A 2,585-nucleotide genomic window follows, 5' to 3' on the forward strand; every position below is an offset into this window, starting at 1 on the left:
GCGGCGACGTGGCGGGGCGCGGCGACGTGGCGGGGCGCGGGGGTGCGGGGGCCACGGCGGTCGGGCCCTCGGCCGAGGAGTCGATCCGGGCCTCGCGTCGGGAGGACCGGCCCGGGGTGCGGGATCTGCTGCGGGTCGCCGCGGAGGACGTGAGTCCGCTCAGCGGGACCGGCGCCGGGGAGCACGATCCCGGGCTGCTGCTCGCCCTCGCGCGGGTCGGCGGGGTGCCCTGTGTGGTGCTCGGGCACAACCGTCGCGGGCGCCGCGGCGGTGAGCGCGCGTCGGCCGAAGGCCAGCCGCTGGGACCCGCCGGGCTGCGTACCGCGCGGCGCGGGATGCGCATCGCGGCCGAGCTGGGGCTGCCGCTGCTCACCGTCATCGACACCGCCGGCGCGGCGCTCAGCCGCGAGGCCGAGGAGGGCGGGCTGGCGGGGGAGATCGCCCGGTGTCTCGCGGACATGGTCACGCTGCCCGCGCCCACCCTCTGCCTGCTGCTCGGCCAGGGCGCGGGCGGGGCCGCGCTCGCGCTGCTGCCCGCCGACCGGGTCGTGGCCGCGCGGCACGCCTGGCTGTCGCCGCTGCCGCCCGAGGGCGCGTCCGCCATCCTCCACCGGACCACGGAGCGGGCGTACGAGGTCGCCGACCGGCAGGGGGTGCGCTCCGCCGACCTGCTGGCCGACGGCATCGTGGATCGCATCGTGGAGGAGGGCGAGGAGGAGGGTGAAGGCGACGGGTTCCTCGGACGCCTCGGGCACATACTCGGCGCCGAACTCGCCACCCTCCGCGCCCAGGACCCCGAGGAGCGGCTCGCCGCGCGCCGGGCCCGGCACCGCCGCATCGGGCTGCCGAGTTGACGGCGTAACAGGGCCAAACGGGCGTGCCGGCCAGCCGAATTGGCAGTCTTAGGCATGCCTAACCTAATCTCGGCTCGTGAACGAGAATGATCTCGACACGGCACCCCGGCCGTCCTCCACCCCTGCCCCTGCCCACCCCGCGCCAATCCACCTGCTCGCCCTCAACCCGACCGACTCCGTCACCGAAGGCTTCCTCCCCGCCGCCGCCCGCCTCGGGCTCGCCGTCACCCTGCTCACCGACCAGCCCGAGGCGCACGAGCGCGCGTACGCCCGCCACGCGGACCTCGGCGGACAGCTCCCCGCCACGCTCGACGTCGCTCCCTGCGACGTACGGGACTTCCGCGAGGTCATCAGTCGGATCGCCGCCGCCCCGGACGGCCGACGGCCCCGCGCCGTCTTCACCAACAGCGACCACCTCCAGACCCAGGCCGCCCTCGCCGCCGCGTACTTCGACCTCCCCGGCAAGGACTGGCGCGTCGCCCTCCGCACCAAGAACAAGGCCGAGCTGCGCCGCGCCCTCGCCGCGGCCGGTGCCGACACGATCTGGTCCACCGAACTCGGCACCGGCGACGACCCGTCCGCCCTCGCCGACCTCGACGCGCCCTTCCCCTGCGTCGTCAAGCCGCGCGAGGGCGTGGCCAGCGAGGACGTCGTCCTCGTCGCCGACGCGGCCGAACTCGTCCGCACCTGCCGCGACATACGCGCCCACCGGCCCGACGCGGCGCTGGTGGTCGAGGAGTACCTGCACGGCGAACTGCGCACCCTCGAAACCCTCGGCGACGGCCGCACCCTCCACGTCCTCGGCGCCTTCCGCACCGACGTCTCCCCGCCGCCGCACTTCATCGAGGAACGGCTGCACCTCCTGCCCGCCCCGCCCCCACAGCCCCACACCGGCCAGGTGCTGGCCCAACTCCGGGCGCTGGGAGTAGGATTCGGCGCTTGCCACACCGAATACGTCGTCCAGGGCGACCGGGCCCGCCTCATCGAGGTGAACTACCGTGCCATCGGCGACCAATGCGACCTGGTGCTCGCCGAACTCCTCGGCATCCCGCTCTTCGAGCACATCCTCCGCACCCACCTCGGCGAACCGCTCCCGCCCGACCTCGGCGCCCGCACGGACGGCCGGGTCCGCATGGAGTACGTCACGGCCGACCGCCCCGGCCGCCTCGTCGCCGCCCCGGCGGCGAGCGTGACCGAACGCGACGGCGTGCGGCTCGACTACCGCCCGCTGCGCGAGATCGGCGAGGAACACCCCCTCTACCGCACCAACCGCGACTTCCTCGGCGTCCTGCGCGCGACCGGCACCGACCAGGGGCGGATCGACGCGGCCGTGACGGAGTTCCTGGCGGCCCACCGGTGGGAGATCGCGTCATGAGCCGCGCGGAAGGGGAGGAGGCCGAGGAGGAACTCCTCGGCCGGGTGCTCGACACCCTGCTCCGGGAGGACGCGTACCGCCTGCGCAGCCGCGCCCGCACCGTACGCCGCACCGACGGCGACTGGCTGCGCATCGCGCTGAGGGAGGGCGGAACCGTGCTGCTTCCGGTGGAACCGGACGGCTTCCAGTGCGAAATCCGCGCCCGCCGCCCGGTGAGGCTGGAATGCGAGTCGCCACCCCCGGCCGGGGTGTCCGGCCCTGAGCCGGGCTCGAATGGCCCGCCGCTCCCCGCCGCGGGTGGCCCCGGCGAGGGCCGCGCGGCGTCGCCCGGGGCCGGGGGCTCAGGCCCCGGGTCC

2 protein-coding genes and 1 pseudogene are annotated in these 2,585 nt (G+C 75.7%); all 3 read left to right on the forward strand.

The genetic code is table 11. The features are described from left to right. A partial coding sequence (locus tag EEJ42_RS32465; RefSeq protein WP_281291557.1) for a carboxyl transferase domain-containing protein occupies positions 1 to 854 on the forward strand: 854 nt, incomplete at its 5' end. A gap of 145 nt (positions 855 to 999) precedes the next feature. After that, entirely contained in the window at positions 1,000 to 2,229 is a 1,230-nt protein-coding gene (locus EEJ42_RS32470) for an ATP-grasp domain-containing protein (protein ID WP_123105509.1), read from the forward strand. Next, positions 2,226 to 2,585: pseudogene (locus tag EEJ42_RS51285) on the forward strand (IucA/IucC family protein); the annotation flags it as partial. The gene EEJ42_RS32470 and the pseudogene EEJ42_RS51285, both read left to right, overlap by 4 nt.

It is taken from the genome of Streptomyces botrytidirepellens (assembly GCF_003721215.1).
Lineage (GTDB): Bacteria > Actinomycetota > Actinomycetes > Streptomycetales > Streptomycetaceae > Streptomyces > Streptomyces himastatinicus.